We start from the raw sequence: 19,309 nt of genomic DNA on the forward strand, positions 1-19,309 counted from the left end.
CTTTTTTTGTTGTCTAAATTTATGAGTCATATTATAGGTCACATGAAATATCACTTCTTAAATACTGACTGAAAACGTAGACATTTTCAGTCAGTATTTGATTTGTCTTTTTTCTTAAAAATCTCACATTTTCTTGTGTTTTCGCTTAATATAAGCTTACTTCCATTATAAATTCCTCGACCGATAAAGTCTACTTTATCGGTCATTTTTATCTCAAGGCATTTAAGAAAAGGAGCGGATTGATAGTGGGAGTTGCTTTAAAGAATATGTATTTTACAGTGATGTGCTTACCATCACAAGATTGTAAATTCTACGGAGAAGTTCATAGTCCTTTTCTACAGCAAAGTGTGGAATTTTGTGGTTTAACAGAATTAATTTTGATTATGGATCAAGTCATGAAAGATTATCATCTTCCTAAACATGACGAAAGGTACCGACATTTTCAATCACATCATGCCATGATTGAAAAAAAACTAGAATATCGTAAAGAAGATATTCAAGAGAGATTTGAAGAATATTTAAATGAATCTATGAAATGTTCTAAAAACAGTCAAAATACTTTTCAGATTAAAGTGATGTATAGACAGAATTATACGTGGCAGGGTGAAATTATTTGGAGTGAAAAACACAGAACAAAGTTCTTTAGAAGTGCTCTAGAACTGATGCATTTAATTTATTCAGTATTTGAGTAATAGGGTAAATCTTACATAAAGGAAAGGGGGAACCCAATGCAAAAATAAATTGTTTGTTTGTTGAAAATGTAAACGCATACAATAAATAAACATATCTTTATAGATTACTTTTATTTATGAAAAATGAAAGGAGAAAAATTGAATATGAAGAATAAATATAAAAAGAAACTTATAAAAGTTTTCTCAGTATTTGTATCTTTGTTGATGGTGTTTGCATTAGTCCCTGTGACTGCAAATGCGGCCGATGATACAATCTATTCAGAAGATGGTATTTCTATTACGGTTGATAAGGGTGATACTCTTGCTACTAGAAAAGATATTTCATTTACTGTTAAAGTTAATGGTGTAGTTGTCAAGGAAAATGTTTTGATACATGACATTGGGGCATCAATTGGAAAAATTCATATTGATGCTAAAGGATATGATGTAACTTTTGGAGGAAATGATATACGTCTTTCTAGTTTTGGTGAAAATACTTATTTAATAACTATACCTAATCTGTTTAAAGATTCATATAGTTGTACCATTAATCTTGCAACAGAAAAAACAAAAGATGATATTAAAATTGCAAATGGAGAGACTGTTTATGGTAAATTTTTATGGTCTAAACAACATGCAGATACAAGTGCATATGCAAGAGATATAGAAATTTATGTGAATGATGAATATGCTTATACACAAACTGTTAATACTCCTAAAGAGTTAAGTAATTTAATAGGGGTTAATAAAGAATTTTGGTTTGAACCAAATCTTGATTTATATAATGCTAATTATGAGATGAATAGAGATTATGTAAATCAAGTGGAAAAAGATTTGAAAATTTATTTAACGACAAAGTGTGGTTGTGGACTTGAAACATGTTTATGTGAAGGTGGATGTGATTGTACTGTAAATTGTCCATGTGAAGCATGTCAAGGTACGAATTTAGCTGATAATCAAATTAATACGGGATATGGTATTATTACGTATAAAGAACCAGGATCATCTGGTGGATATAGATTACAAGTTAGAATTAATTTGAATGGTCAAATTGTTTATACAAGTGATTGGTTAAGAGTTTATGTTGGTTTACCAGGAAATTTGGAATTTGATCCAGCACAAGGATATTATTATCAAAAACCTAATGATTATGATATTAATACACTAAGATCGGGTTCAACTTGGGTAGAAGGAACTGGACAATTATCAATTGTGGGAATAACTCAAGAAGTTAGAGATTATGATAATGTATTAACAATCAATTTAGTAAATTTTGATAATAGTGTTTCATTAGATGTAGAAAGACGTCCAGGATCACCAATGAATAATGTTAATGGGTATAGAGTATCATATGAAGTTAATGGAGTAAGCTATACTTATGATTATTATAATTTTGGTGCAGCACAAACACCTAATATTCCTACAAATACACCTGTCACAATTACAGCTATTTGTAATTCACCATATGAAGTTAATCAATGGTCAACAGGAAATGCACATGCTGGAAATGTGACATTAGAAGGTAGTGAAGGAGAAAATGGTACAGAAGCATATGGTAATTCTGTAACATTAACCGTAAATTCAGCTAATGACCCAAGAATACTTCTATATATTGATAGTTTAAAAACAGTAGAAGTTCCTACAGATGATGATTTAATTAATACAGAAACAGGATTATTAAAAGATAATGCAGTTATGATTGATTGTATTAATGATAGTGTAAGTCATGAAAGTGAAACTTATGGTCTTGAAGCAGGAACATATACTATCGGAGATTTAGCAGGTAATTCAGCAGATGGATATACTTGTGACATTACAATTACGAACCCAGATACTTATGTTAAAAAGTATAATGAAACTTTAGATAATCATACTTTAGATCCAGAAAATCAAGATAATCAAACAATTACTTTAAGATATGTGAATGGAGAATGGACAGTAGGAGAAGAAGAAGCTCCAGTGACTTATACAGTTTCATGTCCAACAATTCCACAAAAGCCAGATGAACCTACAGTAGAAGGTTTATTAGTTGATAGTGCTGTCACAATCAATTGTATTAATAAAGATGCATCTCATGCTGATAAGGCAAAAACTTATAGCTTATTAGATGGATATACAATTGGTGATGTTGAAGGTAATGAGACTGATGGTTACACAGTAGATGTCACTGTAGCACCTAATGCATATGTGACTCAATATAACACAGATACAGGTGTGGATCATGATTTATCACCTGATACTCAAGGCGAAAAGACTATTCAATTAGTATATGTCAATGATAAATGGACTGTAAAAGAAGGAAGTGCTCCTGTAAGTTATGATGTTGTATGTGTAACTGCTCCAGGAACAACGACTCCAGATGAACCAACTGATGATCAAGTTAAAGATTTATTAGCAGACAATGCAGTTACAATTGATTGTACGAATAAAGATGTTGAGCATGCTGATAAAACTTATGGATTATTAGGTCAATATACAATTGGTGATGTTACTGGTAATGAAACTGATGGTTATAGAGTTGATATTACTGTAGAGCCAGATGAAGCTTATGTAACTCAGTATAATGAAGATACAGGAGTTCAACATAGTTTATCACCAGAACAAGAAGCTAAAGTCATTACATTGGTTTACGCTGAAGGTCAATGGAAAGTAGAAGACGGTAGTGCACCTGTAACATATACAGTCGTATGTGATACGGATTCAGGAGAACCTACTGATCCTACAGATCCAACAGATCCTACTGATCCAACAACACCAACAGATCCTTCAAATCCAGGAGACAATGATGGAAATCAAGGTGATAATGGTAACACTGATGGTGGAAATGGAAATAATACTGGAAATACTGATAATGATGGAAATATAAATGATTCTGGAAATACAGGCAACAATGGTAATAATGACGGACAGAATATAAATACTGGTAACAATGCTAATAATGGTAATGGAACAGGAACAAATGGTACTGGTACAACATCAAGTACAAATAGTTCTCAAAATCCAAAGACAAGTGATGATAGTGCAATTGTTACTTGGATGTCATTAGTAGTACTTGCTGCTGGTGGAATTGCAGTGATTACAAAGAAAACACTGAAGAAAAATAAATAAAAATGATAAAAAGTGCCTTAGGGCACTTCAGGCTGTTGACAAAGTAAAAAGTCAACAGCTTTTAGTTTTCAAATAGAAAAATATATGGTATTATATCTATTGTCGTGGATGACTTCGTTCCAAATATGCAAATTTTGAGGCTCCACGACTTTTTATTTTACCACTATATCATGAAAATATGGTATAATGTAAATGCATATTTGGAGGTAAAATATTATGGCAATGACATGTTTAAACAATCGAAAAAATGACAGCTTGATTTTGAGTACTATAGATGAATTAGTACCATTGGATCACAAGGTAAGAGAGCTTGAAGAAGCTATTGACTGGAATTTCATATATCCTCTCGTTAGACCTTTATATAGTTCTTTTGGCAGACCAAGTATTGACCCGGTGGTACTTTTTAAAATGCTTTTTATCAACTTTGCATTTAGTATTCATTCCATGAGAAGAACATGTGAAGAAACAAAGGTGAACCTTGCCTACAGATGGTTTTTAGGGTTGTCCATTGATGATGAGGTTCCAAACTACTCAACATGGTCACAGAACTACATCAGAAGATATGGAGATTCTGAAGTTTTCGATGAGATTTTCAAAAAAAATTATTGAAGAAGCCATCGCATATGATTTTGTGGATCTTGATACGGTATTTGGAGATGGAACACATCGAAAGGCCAATGCCAATAATAGAAAACATGAAAATAAGGCTGTAGAAATAGTAAAGAAATACTATGACGATGAACTTCTGGAGGAAATCAACAAGGATAGAAAAGCCCATGAGAAAAAGCCAATAAAGGAAACAAAGGATATAGAACTTGCATATGACGAAGAAACAGGTGAACTCATTGAAGGAAAAGGAACAAAATCAATAAAGGTAAGCAAGACAGATCCGGAAAGCGGATGCTTTCATAAGGGAGAAAAACAGAAATGCTTTGCATATACAAATCTAACATTCTGTGATAGACACGGATTTGTACTGCATAATACAGTGGCACCAGGCAATCAGCACGATAGTGTTGTTTTTCATGATGCATATAGAAAGCTGTTGAACACCTATGGAGATTTAATACATAACATCAGTTTAGATGCAGGATTCATGACACCAGCAATATGTCGAGAAATCATAGAAGATGGAATCAGAGCATATATGCCATATAAAAGACCCATGACAAAAAAGGATACTTCAAGAAATATGAATATGTCTATGATGAAAAGTTGGATATTTATATATGCCCCAATAACAAGGATTTGAAATATACTACAACAAACAGATCAGGATACAGGGAATACAAATCAAATCCAAAGGACTGTGAAGGATGTCCATTTTAGAGAAATGTACACAGAGCAAAAATCATCAGAAGGTCATCACAAGACATGTATGGGAGGAATATAGAGAAATAGCAGATGAGAACAGATATACACCAGAATGGAAAGATATCTATCCACTAAGAAAAGAGACGATAGAAAGAGTCTATGCAGATTGCAAAGAAAAGCATGGACTAAGATTCACAAGATTAAAAGGACTAAAGAAAAATCAACAGGAATCGTTGATTATTTTTGGCTGCCATAATTTAGGCAAATTAGCGAGAATGAAGAAAAGGAAAGGACTCATAAATATTCCTTCACCCAATAAAAAAGAAGGAAATATAAGGAAAACAATACAAATTTATCAATTTTCATAAAAAAATAAAAGAAGTGGTAGATTTAATAAAAAATTCTACCACTTTGTCAACAGTCTGAAGTGCCTTAGGGCACTTTTTTCATATAGAATATTATTTGTTTTGAATTAGAATTTTTTTAATAATTTTTATAAATGATAATCATAAGAAATGGGTAGAAATTAAGGGATAATCATTAAAAATGCAATAATAACAGTAATTGTACTTAATAATGTCCCTAATAGATAGTATTCTGAAAATACAGGATCTTCCGAAATCTTTTTGTATCTTACAACTGATTTAGCAGTGATAACTAAACCGATAGAAGAATATTCATTGATTGTTAACATTAATAAGATGAGTATTCTTTCAAGCATTTCAATAAAAGCTCCAGCATTAGGAATACTTTGTTTTACGTCATTTGATGTTGTTTCTTGTGGTTGAAAGTTATTTAGCAATATTTTGATTGTTATACTTGCAGGTTGTATTATAACAAGAAGAAGCAATATCCATGATATAAGTGTTTCTATAGTTAGAATATTGTTATTTTCAATTCTATTTATCCAATGATTAAAGTTGATAATATCTAAAGAACTTAATAAATAGCTATATATAAAAAGTATAACGATATGTATTAATTGATCTATAAAGTATAACCAAATATCTGATACGATATTGAGTTTATGTATCCTTATTTTACAAAAATCAATGATAAAGTGTGATAAGCAAACTATTGATAAATAAAAATAATTTGTTTTGGAAAAAATGAGCCAAGACACTAATAATAGTGCTATTGAATATAGAAAAGCATGTTTTGTCACAGATATATTGCTTTCTATTTTATTTTTAGCTAATTTGCTTGATTGAAAATAGAAATCGCCTAATAAATTACCTATTAGCATTGTTTTAAATATGATTATCATTATCATCTCTCTCTTTCATTGTATTATGTAATACATTATAAGAATGATTAATTGTATAAAAATAGCAATTTTTCAAAGTTTTACTTATAGCAGGTTGTTGTACTCCTAACTCTTTGGCAACATCATACTGATTGTAATTGTTTTTTATATATGTTTTGATAACGTTGACTGCATTTTTTGTCCATTTTGATTTGGAAATATAGATGAGAGATAAAATTGAATTTATTAATTCATCCTGTGTATCCCATTGTTCTCCGGAATTAATTATTGCATTTGTTACTATTTTCTCATAGTTTTTTTCCTTTTCGTTAAGTATGGATATGCTTTTTCTTGCATTGTAATATGCTGGACCAGCAATTTCTAATGTGTTGTTTTTTAAAATATCAGTGTCTATTTTACCTACACCTATACCAAAACGAATTTTTATTGGAAACATATTCATCTCAATATCATTAACAATTTCAAAAACTTTTTCTTGTTGACATAATAAACCTTGAAATTCATCACCTAGAGAAATTATAAAATTTGCGGCAATAATATCATCATATGATTGATTTATCTTTGACAAGACATGTTTTAATTTCTGTTGTACTTCATTTCTATTTTTTATTTTTTTTGAATCAATGATATCACCAATAATAGCAACATATATATTTTTTGAATTGACAGACATAATTTTTACCTCTCTTGTAGTTAGAATTTATTCTTATATACTTATTTTATATGAATTGATTGACATTGTAAATAAAATGATTCCTTATATACGGAATCAAATTGATTGATTACATAAAATAGGAATCAAAAAGAGTATCAATAATTCTTATTGATACTCAAGTTTTTATATGTTTGCTTTATGATGTTTTCTAGTTGTAGCTAAACCTACTATTCCACCAACGGCAAGTACCATCATAAAAATCCAACCACCTATTTCTATGTTATCATTTGTTTGTGGTGATTTTGTAGAAGTACTTGTTTGTGATGATGTATTAATAATAGGCTTATTGTTTGTTGTTTCATTATTGAGTACATTTTGGAAATGAATTTGATTTGTTTTATTTCCATTTTCTAAATAAACAATGGTACTTGCGATAAGACCATTATTATCTGTATTTTTGACATAGACATCAATTTGATATAAGCTTTTATCATATTGTAGTTGATCATTGGTATTTTGAACTAATGAATATGAATATATACCAGCATGAGTATATGTCATAGAAAGTTGAGTTTGATCACTATCATTCATTGAAAACTGATAAACTCCATTTTGACTATTTTTTGGCATAGGACAATCACTATTTAATGCTTTAAATTGATAAGTTGATTGATAATGATTTTGTGTTTGTCCATGAACAGTCAATGTTTGTGTTATAGGAATAGATACTGATGCTATATGTTCTGTGGCATAACTCTGTTTAGAGAACATCATCAATAGAAAACAGATGATGAATATCACAGATACAATCTTGTATTCTTTTTTTAATATACAGCTCATAGTTCCTCCTTTCTTTGCATTCTTTTATAAAGAGAAATGATAACAATAATCAAAATAATGATAGGAATGATATACCACGTATAAGAAGAACTAAAATCAATATTTTTAGTATCATCTTCATCAATAAATGTATTTTCTTGTACAGTATCATTTAAACGTGCTACTAAAATATGTCTTCCATTTGTCATATCAGAAGTACAAGTACTTAATAAGATGATATGATCTTGAGTATTCACACCTATGTCACGATAATACATAGCATTGTTTTTTAATAAATCAAGATAACTCTGTTTATCATGAATAGAAATATCATAAATAGATGTATCATAGGCATCAACTTCTAAAAAAGCAAACAAATCTAAACCATATGTTTTATTATCTACATATAATGTTCCATATTGTCTTGTATCAAAATAATTCTTATCTTTAAAAGAACCAATTTCTCCAAATAAAGCATTACCTTCCATATGATGACCATAAAAGATACTATTAAAATCCTTTAAATGATTATCATTTCTATAATCAAGGTAAATACTACCACTTAAAGAATATTCACCATCAGCACTTGTATTTAAATACTTCTCATTATTATCTGCCTGTACAACAGGATAATCAATATGAGTTCCATAAATATTTAACCATCCAAACACTTCTGGGTTGATATTTTGAAATTCTTCAAAAGAACGATTATCTTCTGGTGTAGGTTTATAGACAGTATATTGGGTTGAAGAAGCTTCGTTCAATACCTGATGGCTATCCCATAAAGCATAACAACCAAAAACGAAAATACTTAGGAATATCAATAGCATAATATTATCTATAATGCTATTGATAATTCCAATGATTTTTTTCTTTGTTAATCTCATTGACTATTGATGAGATCTTCTTTTACTTACAACGTATAAAGCTAAACCACTACCTGCAACAACAACCATTAATACGAATGGTAAGTTATTGATGATGATACCTGTTGGAGTAATACTAGTGTCATCATATGTATTTGTAAATGCTATACTATTTCCATTTTCAGTGATTAAATTTAATTTCCCACCATCATCTTTACTGTCAAGATTCATATTTTTATTACCATTTTTATCAACTGTTGTTAAATTTTTTTCTTTGACCACAACAGATGGTGTATAGTTAGAAGCACCAATTTCTTCAACATAATAAGTAGTACCTGCTGGTAAATCATAAATTCTCAATTCTTGATTATCTGATAATTTAATAGGAGTTGGAGTACTTCCATTTAATATATAATCAATTTTATTTTCTTCACTTACTTTTTCTTCACTCTCAAAAATTATACCATCAAATTGTCCTTCGCCTATATAAGTATCTGGTAAATTGATATAAACATTAAAATCGAAATCTTTTGTTAAATCAGCATAATCTCCTTCTACATCTTTGCTGATAGTTGTAGCTAAATAATGACCTGGATGACTAGGATCTTCTGACCCAGCTTTTTTAGTATAAGTATTTACGAATTTAAATTCTGAATCAGAACCATCTCCCTCATCAGGTGTTGGGTCAGGATTGACTTTATTACTTCCTCCTACAGTTTCAGTGCCATCATCAGTTTGTATTTGTGTGACTTGAACTTTTTCTACATATACTCCTGATTTATCAGTTTTATTTTTTACCCATACAACTAGTTCATATTTTGCATCTGAACATTTTAATCCATAATTTGGATCGTCTAGATCTGGGGCATCTTGAGTTGTTTCTTCAACATTATAAGTGTAGATACCCGCTGCATTATATTCCAAACCACCATCACCAAAAATATTTTTTGCGACTTTATGATCTGAATCATTAGAAGAAATTTCTATTGAAATCGTTTTATCACCAGTATCTCCTGTTACAGCTGCTGTTCCGTTTTTTATTAAATCAAATTTAAAATCAAAAGTTTTAGTATAATTAATTCCATCTTCAATATTTAATTCTTTTACTAAATATGCTTCAATATTAGTTTCGTTATCAACTGCAAACGCTGGACTTACACTTAAAGCCATACCTAAAGTCATGGTTCCAGCAAATAAAGTTTTCATTATATTTCTTTTCTTCATAACTTTGTATTCTCCTTTTCTTTATATTCCTCGTCTTCTTAATATCATTATAACTTTACCAAGTGTTTCATTTCTTTTTACAGGTCCAAAGATACGACTATCAGTAGCATTCTTTCTTGAATCACCTAACAAGAAGATTTCGTCTTCTTGAAGTGTGATAGGAAAATCAATACCTTCTTCATATCTTTGTGTATCTTCATATATGTTATCTTCTTGTTGTAAAGAACCATTAATCATTAATCCATCTTCACTTATATCAACTGTATCTCCCTCTACAGCAACAACACGTAAAGCATAAGTATGATCTTCATAATTAACGACTGTAATATCCTGTGATACAAAGTTTTTATCTAAACGATAATACATAACTAAATCACCGGAATTAATAGCAGGTTCCATATTGGCATAATCATTACGAAAGATTCCATATATGAATGTAAAGATTATAAATAATATTAAGAAAATAAAACCAATTTTTAATAACAAGAATAATATATCTTGTTTTAAACTTATATCTTGTTTTTTATTGAATTGTTGTTCTTGGATATTTTGGGCATTAGACATGCTTCTTTCTCCAATACCATAACAATGTTACTATTCCAACAATACCAATACTTCCAATTCCTAACATTGTGATTGTATTATTCATACCTGATGTAGGAATATTAGTGTCTGGAATATTAATGTCTTTCATTGTGTTGATGACTGTAACTGTTGTGTCAGATGTTAAAGAAACATCATTTATTGGGCCACCTGTTGGATTGTTTTCTCCAATTTGATAAGTTACAACATAATCTTCTGAAGTATTCAATTCTTGAATAGAAAATTGAGTATTGATATTTAAATTTTCAAATTTAAAATTTTCATTATCATGTAACTTAAGGATTACTTGACCTTTATCATCTGTTGTTACATCTTCCCTAAATGAAGTATTGCTAATAGGAGTGCCATTTTGATCTTTCAAAGTTACTCGGATATTCCACTCTCTTGTAAGATCGGCATATTCACCAACAGCATCTTTTTTTACAGTTAAATCATAATCTATAAAATCATAATATACTTTAAATGTGTTGTTTTCTTTCCATGCATCAGAATCGTTTTCATTTAGAACATTTTCAATATAAAATTTTGATTGTTCAGAATTTAAGGAGTAGGTATTAGAATCCGGATTAGTATATCTTATAAGGATTGACGGATTACCTACTGTTCCATAGTCGTTGAGGATTTCACTGTCTAAAACATAATATCTGCCATTATATTCAATAGCACCGTCTTGACTGTTTGGAACTTCTTTATATGTTTCTACAAATAGTGCAGCAGTATCTGCTGAAGTAGCAACATCTTCCCATTGTGCGACAAATGTAAATGTATGACCTATATCGCTTGTGACATCTCCTTCAGAATAATTAATACTTGTTTCATCAATAGTAAATGCTTCATTTGGATCATAAAGTGTTTCACTAACTGGCGTATCACCCTTATACAATTTCCATCCTAAGAATACTGATCCGTCTTTAGTCGGTTTAACTGTAGGCATATATGCATCAACAGCACCATTAGCAATGGTATAAGTCTTTGTTGAACCATCTGCCTTTATTTCAATATAGCTTTGGTTATCATCTGATTGGTAATTTCCATTAAATGTAGCATTTCCTCCATTTAAGTTAAAAACAAGATTGTATTGATAAGGTTTTGCTGTTAATTTTGCAATTTGGTTTACTGCTTCTGAAGAGTCATCTTTATTAAGTACAAATACATGTGTATAGTCATAATTGTTTTCTAAATCATAAAAGAATGAATAATCTTCATCATAATAGCCCAAAATTCCAGGTGTAGGATTATATTCAGTGATTCCTAAAAGTGGACGTTCTTTATAATAAAAATCAAAATATCTATTATTGTTGTTAGGATTAACTTTCTGTTTGAATTCGTCGATAGTCATCCAATAACCATTATTTAAAAATTCATTATTCAAAACATCATTAAGTTCCTTTTTAATACCATTATGTGATACTTCTAGGTTTATAGTATATGGATTATACCCTTTTGCTACTGAGAAGAAATAAATATTTAATGCTTTATCGGCACTCCAGTTCTTATCGTATGAAACACTATAAACTCTATCACTATCATTTGATTGTAATTCGTAATAAAAATTTCCTCTATATTCATGTACTTCAGATGCCCCAACATCATTAATGCCATCTAATCCTGTGATAATGATTTCTCTGTTATTTATTTCTTTAAAGTTTCCTTCAAATATTAAATTCTCTCGAACGTTTGTGACAGTTACTTGGTATATTGTTCTAGGTTTATTGTCATTTTTCCATGATATTGACTTCCTTATTCCAATTAATTTTAGTGTTACAACGCTATTATTTGATAGTGTTGTTTCAACACTTGTTCCGACATCCTCTTCACCAGCATTATAAATAACATTAATATCTTCACCATTAATCTTCAACATATTTAAATCCCAATAGTCTCCACCACTATTTGATTGTGAATATAACCAAAATGTTGCATTATCACCAGGATTGATAGGGGTGATTAATTTTTCTGTATCACTTCCACATAAGTCACCATGTTGAATACCATCTCTATTACCTGAAGGTATTTTATATTCTCCATCTATTACTTCCGCTCCGAATTCAATTATTGTATAACTTGTATCTACAGCAAAATCAACTTTTATAGTTATGTTATCAGTGATACGACTACTTTCAATTTTTAGTGAAGCAGTTTTCTGATTTTCAGTGATGGGTTCAGCTGTATCATTAAATAGCACAGAACTGATATGATAAGTATCATTTGCTTGAATAGAGATATTTAAATCTTCACCATTTGATATTGTATCTGGTCCTGTAACAGTACCAAGTTCTTCCTCATAGTCATATGTGACATTATATTCACTTGCACAGATTAAAACTATTTTTTGATCCACAGTTAATGCTATTCCTATATCTTGCTGATCATTTAAAGAGTAATATGTTGTTCCTTCATATGTTCCAATACGTGATATAGGTGTTTCAGTGTTAGTGCTTGAATCTTTTACGACTGCTTTTTGAAATTTTTGTGTTTCGTTTAAGTATATACCTAAAGAAGTTAGATTGTCTGTGATAAGACCTGCTGGATAGGAAATATTTGACTCTTCACCATCAATACTTAGGATAACATTGACTGTATCCATCTCATTTTGAACTTGTTTAAATGAAATAGTATTGGGTTGATCTGGTTGTTCTTCAGCATTAACCTTAGGCACAAAGAATAGTCCCATAATCATTACAAAAGATAATAAAACAGATACAAAGGCTTTCTTCTTTGTTTTTATTCTCACTGTTTTATTCCTCCTTTCCATAAAAATTCTAAATAATTGAAGATTATTTAGCTGCTTTACGAGCTTTCTATATTTCATGTTCTCCCTCCTTTCCCAATATTTGGTTTGAAAAGCTCAATCTCATTTTAAGCATGGATTTTTTTTAAATCTATAGCTTGGTTTTAAAATAAAAGATTGGTTATTTTATGAGATATATGGTGTGACTTGGATATATAATGAAAAGGAATTTTTAGGTATTCACAGAGAAGTTTGTTTAATGATATAATAGCAATGAAATAAAAAAAGAAAGGTGAATGAAATGAAGAAATATTTATGTGTGGATGTTGGTGGAACATCTATTAAAATGGCTGTTTTAGATGAAGATGGTCAAATTTATGAAACAAAGAAGGTCAAAGTACCTCCAACGATAGAAGATATGTATCAAGTGGTTGTTGATGAATTTTCTAGTCATCAAAGTTTAAAAGGTGTAGCTTTAAGTATGCCTGGTGCTGTTGATAGTGAAAAAGGTGTGATTGGTGGTTCGAGTGCGATTGATTATATACATGGACCACATATTAAAGAAGATTTGGAAAACAGACTAAATGTTCCTGTTGAAATGGAAAATGATGCCAATTGTGCTGCTTTAGCTGAAGTCTGGAAAGGAGCAGCGAGTGATGTTCAGGATTGTTGTTTTATTGTCAGTGGAACAGGTATTGGTGGAGCTGTTGTTAAGGATCGTCGCATTCATAAAGGTGAACATTTACATGGTGGAGAATTTGGTTATATGATTGCACAGTTTGATTTTGATACACATGAAATGTATACATGGTCAGATGTTGGTTCTACTATGGCAGTTGTTAGAGGGGTTGCTAGAGAAAAAGGTGTTGATGTATCTTCTTTGGATGGTAAGGAAATTTTTGATCATTATCATGATGATCCTATTTATGAAAAATATGTGGATAAGTATTATTATGTTTTAGCAAATGGTATTTATAATTTGCAATATGCCTATGATCCACAAAAGATTGTCATTGGTGGAGGAATCAGTATTAGAGAGGATTTATTGGATGAAGTGAATCAGCGTTTGGATGTCATTTTTAGTCGTTTTACACATGCGAAAATACGTCCTGTTGTTTTAACTTGTCAATATCATAATGATGCTAATTTATTAGGAGCACTCTATCATTTCTTCACAGTCAATTCATAAAAAAAGATTATACTTGAATGGGGTGATAATAAATGGAAAAAACAACACCTATTGTTGATTCTAAATTAAGACATATTGTAAAAGTCCCTCAATGTATTTATGATGTTTCTGGGATTACAATTAACGGAAGAAGAATTAAATCATTAATCTTTTCAACAGATGTTGCGATTATTTCTAATTGCAATGCTGATGCAGTGATTGCTGTATATCCTTTTACACCGACAATGCAGATTACAAATGCGATTATAGAAGTGGCTCAAAAACCTGTCTTTGCAGGAGTTGGAGGAGGAACAACAGCTGGACCAAGAGTTAATAAAATTGCTTTAGATGCAGAATTACATGGAGCATCAGCAGTTGTATTGAATGCACCAACAAAAACAAAGTTTGTGCAGGAATTAGCATCTATTATTGATATTCCTATTGTTTTAACTGTTGTTTCAACTGATGAACCTTTAGAGGAAAGAATGCTTCATTCTGGAGCAAGTATTATTAATGTATCAGGTGGTAAAAAGACTGTTGAAATTATAAAAGCATTACGTGAAATAGATAAAGATTTTCCTATTATTGCGACAGGTGGTCCTAGTGATGAAACGATAAGAGAAGTCATCAAAGCAGGTGCAAATGCAGTGACTTATACACCACCTACAAATGGAGAAATATTTAAAGAAATGATGGAACGTTATCGTATACAATGTTCTCACCATGATGATTAAAGAGAATTTCAAGATTCTCTTTTTCTTTTATGATACTTATAAGTTATAAATGATAAAGAAAAACAGATGAAATATGATATGATTGTATACGTTTCATCTGTTTTTGTTTTATGACTTTTGAATTTAATTGCAGGCAATTTTGTTATTTGTGAGCAATAGGATACACTTGGTTTTATGTAAATCTTTACAATATTTTAGCGTGTGATATTACTTTTATAAGTAAAATGATTTTACGTTTGCTTCTTTTCTACTATTATGTTTTTTATGAATTTTACATTGAAATATTGAGAGTTTTCTCCAAATCATTCGTTATATCCAAAAATCGCAATAAATTTCTTTTTATTTAAAAATACGATAGCCTTGATGTCAGCAATTTTTATAATATTTTGTTATGTTATAGCATAAAAGAAGTCATTTAAATATATCGCTATGTATAACAATATTATTGAATGAGATCATAAAGAATTTGTTTCAAATATCATCTCAGTCTGTTCTTCTGTCAACCTGCATCCTTCTATTTTGTTGGAATTGTAAGAAAAATGAACCGATAGAGATTTCCTTTCATTTTGGAATTCATTTGTTCAATAAGTTCTTTAGCCAATTTGTGAGTATCCATATTCATATGATCCTTTCTGCTTTGTCTATATGCATTATAACAAAAATAGACTTTAACAATAAACAGACATATATTTTGTTATTTGTTTTCTATTCTATCGAATGCAACTATAAAAATGATGTAAAAGCATCTATAGATATTGTGAGAACATCTTTATTTGACTGTAAATGATAATGGTTCTTTTCCTATAAGAGTTTATTTCAATGAAAAATAATGACTTTTCCTTGTTTATTCGCTATAATAAGCGAGAGGTGAAGAATGTGAAACAGTATTTAGAAATGTGTCAATATATATTAGAACATGGGGAAGATCGTGATGATCGTACAGGAACGGGGACACGTAGTGTTTTTGGTTATCAGACACGTTATGATTTACGTGCTGGTTTTCCTTTATTAACAACGAAAAAAATGTTTTTAAGACCGATTGCAGAAGAATTGTTATGGTTTATCAAGGGAGATACAAATATAAAATATCTGGTTGATAGAAATGTCAAAATATGGAATGAATGGCCTTATGAAAACTTTAAGAAATCTGAAGATTTTCATGGTGAGAGTTTAGAAGAATTTGTTGCTAAAATAAAAGAATTACCTGCTGATGATTCGTTTGTTTTAAAATATGGGGAATTAGGACCAGTCTATGGTAGACAATGGCGTAATTTTAATGAACAAGGGGTTGATCAGTTATCTATTTTAATTGATGGTTTAAAAAATAATCCTTTTTCAAGAAGACATATTGTGAGTGCATGGAATCCAGTTGAAGTGGATCAGATGGCTTTACCACCATGTCATGCTTTTTTACAGTTCTATGTGTCAGCTGATAAAAAATATTTATCTTGTCAATTATATCAAAGAAGTGCTGATACATTTTTAGGAGTGCCATTTAATATTGCTTCTTATGCTTTAATGACAGCAATGTTAGCACAAGTCTGTGGATATGAAGCCAAAGAATTTATTCATACAATTGGGGATGCCCATATTTATAAAGATCATTTTGATGTTGTTAAAGAACAACTATCAAGAGAACCATTACCATTATGTCAATTAAAGTTAAATCCAGAAATTAAATCTTTATTTGATTTTACGATAGATGATATTTCTATTGAAAACTATCAAAGTCATGGAAGATTATATGGAAAGGTGAGTGTCTAATGATTAGTATTATTGTAGCTATGGATGATAATCGTTTGATTGGAAAAAAAGATTCATCTAATGGAATGCCTTGGGATAATAAAGAAGACTTAAAGCATTTTAAAGACACAACGATGCATCAGACGATATTAATGGGTTATACAACATATCAGGCGATTGGTAGACCATTACCTCATCGTCATACTATTGTTGTGAGTTTTGAACCTTTTGAAGATGAACGTGTAGAAGTCAGAACATCTTTAGAAGAAGTGATTCAAGAATATAAGGAAAGTGGAAAGGATTTATTTATATCTGGAGGAGCTTCTATTTATAAACAGTCTTTACCTTTTGTTGATCAATTATTGATTTCTAAAATTAAAGGAACACATGTTGGTGAAACATATTTCCCGGATTTTGAAGATTATGGTTTTGTTTTAAAAGAAGTGAAACCATTTGAAACATTTGATTTAGAAATCTATCAAAGAGGTGCCCAATGAAAAGAATTATATTTTTAGTTATAAGATTATTGTATAGAATACCGGGATGGTTATTAACGATTCATCGTTATAATAAACATAAAGAAGATGTCAGTTTTGAAACAAGATTTGATTTTACACAAAAATTAATTAGAAAAGTCAATGAAAAATCAAGAGTCAATATTCATTGCTTCGGTAAAGAAAATTTACCAGAAGAACAGGGATATTTAATGGCTCCTAATCATCAAGGGTTGTTTGATGCACTTATTTTGTTTGGAACACATGATCAACCTTTTAAATTTATTGTAAAAAAAGAATTAATGCATGTCTTTGTTTTAAAAAATGTATTACATATGGTTGATGCTTTAGCAATTGATCGTGAAAATATTCGTGCTTCAGTCAAAGTGATTAGACAAGCTTCAAAAGATATGGCAGCTGGAACAAGTTATGTCATTTTTCCAGAAGGGACAAGATGTCGTCAACAAAATAAAATGTTGGAGTTTAAAGGTGGAACTTTTAAATCCGTTATGAATGCGAAAAAACCAATCGTTCCTGTTGCGTTGATTGATTGTTATAAAGTGTTTGACAATAATTCCATTGAAAAAGTAGATGCTCAGATTCATTATTTAACACCTATTTATTATGATGAATATAAAGATATGAGCAGTACAGAAGTTGCAAGTATGGTACAATCAAGAATAGAAAAGTGTATCAACGAAAATGAGAATAAATTTTAAAAAGAATTTATTCTTTTTTTTCTTATGAATTTTTTCACAAAAGCATTGATAAATTCAAAATAATTTGTATTTTTCATTTGTTTTGAACCTAAAAATGAGTGTAAAAGCAAAGAAAAAACCTTGATATATAAACGCTTTCAAGCTATAATATATATAGTTCAAAAAAAGGAATGGGAAGGAGAATTTTTTTATGAACAAATTATTAAAAGTTTTAGCTGCATCTGCTTTAGTAGCTACTGTTTTAGTAGGATGTGGTAAGAAAGGTGAAGATACTGGAGCAGCTGCTGAAGGTGCTAAATATGCAAAAGCTGGTTTAGGAGTTGTAAGTTCTTATTCTGATGGTCAAGTAAACTCAACTATTGCTGCTGTTGGATTAGATGCTGATGGAAAAGTTCAATATATTGATATTGACGTAGCTCAATCTACTCCAGGTGGGGATGCTGAAAAAACAAAAACTAAAAAAGAATTAAAAGAAGAATATGGAATGAAAGGTGTTTCTCCAATCGGTAAAGAATGGTATGAACAAGCACAGTTCTTTGAACAATTCTGTAAAGGTAAAACAGCTGATGAAATTGCTGGAATCGAAACAGAAAAACGTGATGAAGAACATACAACAGTTCCAAAATCTGGTTCTGATTTAGCTGCTGGATGTACAATGGACATCGGTGAATTTAAAGAAGCAGTTGCTAAAGCAATCGCAAATGCTCAAGATGCTAATGCTGATAAAATTGGTGTTGGTGAAGTTATGGCTAACGATGGTGAAGCTAAACAATTAGATACAACTATCGCTTTAGTTGCTACTGATGCTGATGGTAAAGTTGTTTATTCAAAAATTGATGTAGCTCAAATCAATGAAAAAATTACTGATACAAAATCAGAAAGAAAAGAAGAATATGGAATGAAAGGTGTTTCTGGAATCGGTAAAGAATGGTATGAACAAGCAGCTACATTTGAAGAATACTGCAAAGGTAAAACAGCTGATGAAATTGCTAAAACTGAAACAGAAAAACGTGATGAAGAACATACAACAGTTCCAAAAACTGGTTCTGATTTAGCAGCTGGATGTACAATGGATATTGGAGCATTCTTAGAAGCTGTAGCTGAAGCATTCGCTAACGCTCAATAAAAATGATGAAAACCATGAAAAAATTCATGGTTTTTTTTGATGTTTATTGTTATAATGAAAAACGGTG

Annotated in this window: 15 protein-coding genes and 1 pseudogene; 9 read left to right on the top strand and 7 right to left on the bottom strand. The window is 30.3% G+C overall.

What is annotated here, in order from left to right:
- Positions 1-245 precede the first annotated feature (245 nt).
- The 3 genes and pseudogenes from KEC48_RS16025 to KEC48_RS16035 form a co-directional block, all read left to right on the top strand.
- A complete protein-coding gene (locus tag KEC48_RS16025; RefSeq protein WP_211965529.1) occupies positions 246-692 on the top strand; it encodes a hypothetical protein in 447 nt (148 codons plus the stop codon).
- Positions 693-836: 144 nt separating this feature from the next.
- Complete coding sequence (locus tag KEC48_RS16030) at positions 837-3,779, top strand: hypothetical protein (RefSeq protein WP_211963589.1); 2,943 nt, start codon at positions 837-839, stop codon at positions 3,777-3,779.
- Positions 3,780-4,001: 222 nt separating this feature from the next.
- Positions 4,002-5,365: pseudogene (locus KEC48_RS16035) on the top strand (IS1182 family transposase); the annotation flags it as partial.
- Positions 5,366-5,619: 254 nt separating this feature from the next.
- On the opposite strand, the gene KEC48_RS16040 reads toward KEC48_RS16035, so the two are convergent.
- From KEC48_RS16040 to KEC48_RS16070, 7 genes are all read right to left on the bottom strand, one after another.
- Positions 5,620-6,339 carry a DUF3307 domain-containing protein gene (locus KEC48_RS16040; RefSeq protein WP_211963590.1) on the bottom strand — a complete coding sequence of 240 codons (720 nt, stop codon included), beginning with the start codon at positions 6,337-6,339 and terminating at the stop codon, positions 5,620-5,622.
- Between the two features lie 4 nt (positions 6,340-6,343).
- The gene (locus KEC48_RS16045) at positions 6,344-7,033 is read right to left on the bottom strand and encodes a SatD family protein (RefSeq protein WP_211963591.1); all 690 of its coding nucleotides are present in this window, start codon (positions 7,031-7,033) and stop codon (positions 6,344-6,346) included.
- A gap of 165 nt (positions 7,034-7,198) precedes the next feature.
- Positions 7,199-7,855: an FctA domain-containing protein gene (locus KEC48_RS16050; RefSeq protein ID WP_211963592.1), complete on the bottom strand. Its 657-nt coding sequence runs from the start codon at positions 7,853-7,855 to the stop codon at positions 7,199-7,201.
- Complete coding sequence (srtB, locus tag KEC48_RS16055) at positions 7,852-8,721, bottom strand: class B sortase (protein WP_211963594.1); 870 nt, start codon at positions 8,719-8,721, stop codon at positions 7,852-7,854. Before srtB ends, KEC48_RS16050 begins: the two co-directional genes overlap by 4 nt.
- A 3-nt stretch (positions 8,722-8,724) precedes the next feature.
- Positions 8,725-9,924: a hypothetical protein gene (locus KEC48_RS16060; protein ID WP_211963596.1), complete on the bottom strand. Its 1,200-nt coding sequence runs from the start codon at positions 9,922-9,924 to the stop codon at positions 8,725-8,727.
- A 21-nt stretch (positions 9,925-9,945) separates the two neighbouring features.
- The gene (gene lepB / locus KEC48_RS16065) at positions 9,946-10,488 is read right to left on the bottom strand and encodes a signal peptidase I (protein WP_211963597.1); all 543 of its coding nucleotides are present in this window, start codon (positions 10,486-10,488) and stop codon (positions 9,946-9,948) included.
- Positions 10,481-13,339 carry a hypothetical protein gene (locus tag KEC48_RS16070; protein ID WP_211963598.1) on the bottom strand — a complete coding sequence of 953 codons (2,859 nt, stop codon included), beginning with the start codon at positions 13,337-13,339 and terminating at the stop codon, positions 10,481-10,483. Before KEC48_RS16070 ends, lepB begins: the two co-directional genes overlap by 8 nt.
- A 220-nt stretch (positions 13,340-13,559) precedes the next feature.
- Between KEC48_RS16070 and KEC48_RS16075 the strand changes: the two genes are divergently transcribed.
- The 6 genes from KEC48_RS16075 (at position 13,560) to KEC48_RS16100 (ending at position 19,242) form a co-directional block, all read left to right on the top strand.
- Complete coding sequence (locus KEC48_RS16075; protein ID WP_211963600.1) at positions 13,560-14,447, top strand: ROK family protein; 888 nt, start codon at positions 13,560-13,562, stop codon at positions 14,445-14,447.
- Between the two features lie 32 nt (positions 14,448-14,479).
- Positions 14,480-15,160, top strand: coding sequence for a hydrolase (locus tag KEC48_RS16080; RefSeq protein ID WP_087357221.1), 681 nt, complete (start codon positions 14,480-14,482; stop codon positions 15,158-15,160).
- Positions 15,161-16,036: 876 nt separating this feature from the next.
- A complete protein-coding gene (gene thyA / locus KEC48_RS16085) occupies positions 16,037-16,924 on the top strand; it encodes a thymidylate synthase (protein WP_249191382.1) in 888 nt (295 codons plus the stop codon).
- Positions 16,924-17,400, top strand: coding sequence for a dihydrofolate reductase (locus KEC48_RS16090; RefSeq protein WP_211963603.1), 477 nt, complete (start codon positions 16,924-16,926; stop codon positions 17,398-17,400). The genes thyA and KEC48_RS16090 overlap by 1 nt, the downstream gene beginning before the upstream one ends.
- Positions 17,397-18,116, top strand: coding sequence for a lysophospholipid acyltransferase family protein (locus KEC48_RS16095; protein ID WP_211963605.1), 720 nt, complete (start codon positions 17,397-17,399; stop codon positions 18,114-18,116). The genes KEC48_RS16090 and KEC48_RS16095 overlap by 4 nt, the downstream gene beginning before the upstream one ends.
- Before the next feature lie 190 nt (positions 18,117-18,306).
- Positions 18,307-19,242, top strand: coding sequence for a hypothetical protein (locus KEC48_RS16100; RefSeq protein ID WP_211963607.1), 936 nt, complete (start codon positions 18,307-18,309; stop codon positions 19,240-19,242).
- The last annotated feature ends 67 nt before the right edge of the window (positions 19,243-19,309 follow it).

It is taken from the genome of Clostridium sp. C1 (assembly GCF_018223625.1).
Taxonomy (GTDB): Bacteria; Bacillota_I; Bacilli_A; order Erysipelotrichales; family Coprobacillaceae; genus Allocoprobacillus.